At 68.2% G+C, this 2,979-nt stretch carries 5 protein-coding genes; 2 read left to right on the plus strand and 3 right to left on the minus strand.

Annotated elements, in window-relative coordinates; genetic code table 11:
• The 3 genes from D471_RS0120985 to D471_RS37755 form a co-directional block, all read right to left on the minus strand.
• A partial coding sequence (locus tag D471_RS0120985; protein ID WP_017600444.1) for an ATP-binding protein occupies positions 1–931 on the minus strand: 931 nt, incomplete at its 3' end.
• A gap of 84 nt (positions 932–1,015) precedes the next feature.
• Positions 1,016–1,459, minus strand: coding sequence for an ATP-binding protein (locus tag D471_RS0120990; protein WP_017600445.1), 444 nt, complete (start codon positions 1,457–1,459; stop codon positions 1,016–1,018).
• A complete protein-coding gene (locus D471_RS37755; RefSeq protein WP_017600446.1) occupies positions 1,456–1,866 on the minus strand; it encodes a hypothetical protein in 411 nt (136 codons plus the stop codon). Before D471_RS37755 ends, D471_RS0120990 begins: the two co-directional genes overlap by 4 nt.
• Before the next feature lie 512 nt (positions 1,867–2,378).
• Here D471_RS37755 and D471_RS0121005 point away from each other — a divergent pair.
• The gene (locus D471_RS0121005; RefSeq protein WP_017600448.1) at positions 2,379–2,630 is read left to right on the plus strand and encodes a type II toxin-antitoxin system Phd/YefM family antitoxin; all 252 of its coding nucleotides are present in this window, start codon (positions 2,379–2,381) and stop codon (positions 2,628–2,630) included.
• Positions 2,627–2,887 (plus strand): Txe/YoeB family addiction module toxin, encoded by a 261-nt coding sequence (locus D471_RS0121010; RefSeq protein ID WP_017600449.1) that lies wholly within the window; start codon positions 2,627–2,629, stop codon positions 2,885–2,887. Before D471_RS0121005 ends, D471_RS0121010 begins: the two co-directional genes overlap by 4 nt.
• Positions 2,888–2,979 lie beyond the last annotated feature (92 nt).

Below are 2,979 nucleotides of genomic sequence, written 5' to 3' on the forward strand. Positions count from 1 at the left end.
GGTCGTCACGGAAGGCGTCCGCGTCACGGCGCAGCAGCCCGGCGTCCTCGAGGACGTTGATGGGATGCGCGATGTCCGTGGCCCTGCGCTCCAGATAGCCCGCCATACCGCCGCGCGTGGCGTTGCCGTCGGCGACCGCCGCCAGGACCGAGGGGTACAGAGCGGTGTCGCGTAGGTCGGGCTCCTCGGCCAGGAGGTAGCGGGCCTCGCGAAAGAGCGGGGTTTCGGGGTTCAGCACGGTACGGACGACCCAGTCGTCGAAATCGTCGGGCCCGTCCGGTGTGTCCCCGCGGGCGAACTCACGTCGGTACGCGGGTGTGCCACCGACAATCGCGTTGACCCTGAGTGCGAGGTGGGGATCGGCGATGTCCCAGAACTCGGCGGCGAGTTGGTGGTCGAGGGTGCGGACGACCAACTCCAGACCCGCACGGCCACGCAGGGGCGCGTTGCCGGACAGGAGCCTGCCCATGAAGGACAGCGCCGATCCGCACAGCAGCATGCGCGTGCGTGAGGTGGTGCGCTGGTCCCGCAGGGCCCGGAACGCCTCCTGGATGATGGACGGCAGTTCCGGGTTTGCCTTGGCGAGGTAGGGGAACTCGTCGATCACCACGGGTACCGGTCGCTCGGCACCGAGCGACAGGAGCACGTCGACGGCCTCGGACCAGTCCGCGAAGTGGTAGGGGGCGGCGGGCTGGACATGCTCCGTGAGCGCCGAGCTGATCCGACGCAACGACTCGGCGTCCGTCGCCTCGGTCGCGCCGAAGTAGAAGCCCCCGGCAGCCCGGCAGGCGGCGTCCAGCAGGAAGGTCTTGCCTTGGCGAAGACGCCCGTAGACGACACCGAGAGTGGCCCCGGGTTGCTCGTCGGTGATGAAGCGGGCCAGTGCCGACCACTCGTGGTTGCGTTCGAACATCTCATCGGGCTTGCGCATCGCCACCCCACTCGTCGGTATCTCGCTGACGCCCCGGTGCCCCGTGGACGGACGTCCGTCCACGGGGCACCGGTGTGTCCGGGGTCAGACCGGATCGAGGTCGAACGCCGCCCAGACCTGGGTGGCGTAGCCCGACCACTCGGGGAAGGCGTGGAAGCCCCAACTGGTCGCCAGGTTCTGAACCAACAGCAGCCCGCGCTGCCCCTCTGCGAGGTCCCACTCGTCGGCGGTGCGCTCGGTGGGGATGCGCGGCCGGGTGGGTCCGCCCGGGTCGCTGACGGCCACGCGCAGGGTCCGGCCGTCCAGCAGGCACATCGTGCGGATGATCTCGCCACCGGGGAGGGCGTACTTGGCGGAGTTGGCCACGAGTTCGCTGGTGACGAGTTGGACGGCGTCCACCAGATCCGGCTCGAACCCGACCAGGTCGCGGGCGAGGTCGGTGCGCACGCGGGCGAGGTCGGACAGCCCGTCGGGGTAGGAGCGGTAGGGCCAGTAGAGGCCCGGCACGGTGATGTCGAAGGTGCTCACGCCGTCACCGCCACACGCCGCTGGTCCTGCTCGGCCCGCTGCCGTTGCCAGACGCGGACCAGGGCGGCGAGTTCGTCGAACTCCCCCGGTGTCGGCTCCAGGGGCGCGGCAAGCAGGTCACCCGGGGGAACGGGCGCGGCCTGCCTCGGGATCCAGCCGTGCAGGCGGGCGGTGGCCTCGGACTGGACACGGGCGGGGTCGGCGGGGATGGCCGTGCGCCGTGGCGTGCGGCGCGGAGCGGGAACGGGAGGCGGAGCGGCCTCGACCGGAGCGGGCGCGTAGGGGCGGACCCGGGTGGAACGGCGACGGCGGGCGGCGGGGGCCGCGTGACGGCCGCGCGCGGGGGTGAACAGCGCCTTCAGGTACATCCCGAGCAGGACGAAGAAGGCCGCGCTATAATCGCGCATGCTGGCAATCCTTTGCTTTAAAGGTTTCGAGTTGCTGGCCACGACCCCGGGCGGTGTTCAATCGTCGCGGGGTCTTCCGTGTATGGAGTTGGGCGTTCGATAGCAGAATAGAGGGGCGGGAGGAGTGGTGGCGCACTTTTGTGTGAAGTTCTTCGGAGAAAGTTCGAACGGGAGTGCATCTCCGCAGCTCAGGAGGCGTTAATTAAGGTCGATACCCCCACCCTAACCTCGTCAGAACAATCCCGTTCGCCCGAAATGAATAGCTTTGATGAGATACCCCCGACGTGCAGCGAAAAGCCTCCGTTCGTCGCGCGACGAACGGAGGCGCACGGCCCGACTCAGCCCTCCAGCGACTCCCGGTAGGCCAGCCACCCGCCGTGACGGCTGATGTCCTCCGCGCCCTCGACGGCGGACGGATCGCAGAGCAACCCAACACTCCAGTACCCCAAGCCCATACGTACAACTTCTTGTACAATGACCCTGAGTTCAGGTGTGCTGCGAAGGGCTGAGACATGAAGACCATGACCTATTCCGAGTCCCGCGCCAACTACGCCGCCACGCTCGACTCCGTGGTCGACGACCGCGAGGAGGTCGTCATCACCAGAGCCGGGCGAGAGCCCGTGGTCATGGTGGCGCTCTCCGAGTACGAGACGCTCAGAGAGACCGCCTACCTCCTCCGCAGCCCGGAGAACGCCCGACGCCTCGTGACCGCGATCGAGGAACTGGAGTCCGGCCACGGGATCGGGAGGGAGTTGGGCGAGTGAGGCTGGTCTGGGCGGAGAGCGCCTGGGAGGACTACGTCTGGTGGCAGAACCAGGACCGGAAGATCCTCAAGCGCATCAACACTCTGATCAAGGACATCGCCCGCAACGGCAATGAGGGCATGGGGAAACCGGAACCTCTCCGTCACGGCTTCCAGGGCTACTGGTCACGCCGTATCACTGACGAACACAGGCTCGTGTACAAACTGGTCGAGGACGAGATCCGCATCGCCGCGTGCAGGTATCACTACGGGAAATGAGCCCCCGTTCGTCGCGCGACGAACGGGGGCGCACGGCCCGGCTCAGCCCTCCAGCGACTCCCGGTAGGCCAGCCACCCGCCGTGGCGGCTGG

It is taken from the genome of Nocardiopsis lucentensis DSM 44048, assembly GCF_000341125.1.
Classification (GTDB): Bacteria; Actinomycetota; Actinomycetes; order Streptosporangiales; family Streptosporangiaceae; genus Nocardiopsis; species Nocardiopsis lucentensis.